Origin of the sequence: Falsiroseomonas oryzae (assembly GCF_027856955.1) — a bacterium.
Classification (GTDB): domain Bacteria; phylum Pseudomonadota; class Alphaproteobacteria; order Acetobacterales; family Acetobacteraceae; genus Falsiroseomonas; species Falsiroseomonas oryzae.
The window spans coordinates 1-604 of the sequence record NZ_JAPSMD010000991.1 but is presented as its reverse complement, the minus strand read 5'-3'; the positions used below and the strand labels follow the sequence as shown (position 1 = coordinate 604).

Below are 604 nucleotides of genomic sequence, written 5' to 3'. Positions count from 1 at the left end.
CGGCAGAGGTCGCGCTGGAGCTGCGCGGGCGCGGCGCGGGCATGCGCGCCGTCGCGGCGACGCTCTCGGGGGAGGCGGGGCTGGCGATGGTGGAAGGCCGGCTGGCTCGCGCCGTGGTGCAGCAGGTCGGCCCGGACCTGGTGCGGCTGCTGCTGCCGGCGGGCGCGCCGCCGGACGGGCTCGCGATCCGCTGCCTGGCGCTGCGGCTCTCGGCGCAGGATGGCCTGGCGCAGAGCCAGGCGCTGCTACTGGAAGGGCCGGAGGGCAGGGTGGAGGGCAGCCTCGCGCTCAACCTGCGCGACGAGACGCTGGCGGCACGGCTGCTGCCCGATATCCGCGTGATGGGTGTCGCGGTGCGCGCGCCGGTCACAATCGGCGGCACCTTCGCGGCGCCGCAGGTCGGTGTGGAGCCGGGGGCGGCGATGGCGCAGGTGCTGTCCGACGCGGTCGCCAACCGTCTCTGGCGCAGCAGCACGGTGGAGTGGATGCGCGGCGCGGCCGGCGCACCGCCACGCGGCGAGTGCGCGGACCAGCTGCGCCTGGCGCGGATGGGCCGCGAGGGGCGGCAGCCCGCGCCGGCCGCCGCCGTGATCCCCATCGTGCC

General features: G+C 78.0%; 1 pseudogene. It reads left to right on the top strand.

What is annotated here, in order from left to right:
• Positions 1–604 (top strand): annotated as a pseudogene (locus OZN99_RS33125) (hypothetical protein); the annotation flags it as partial.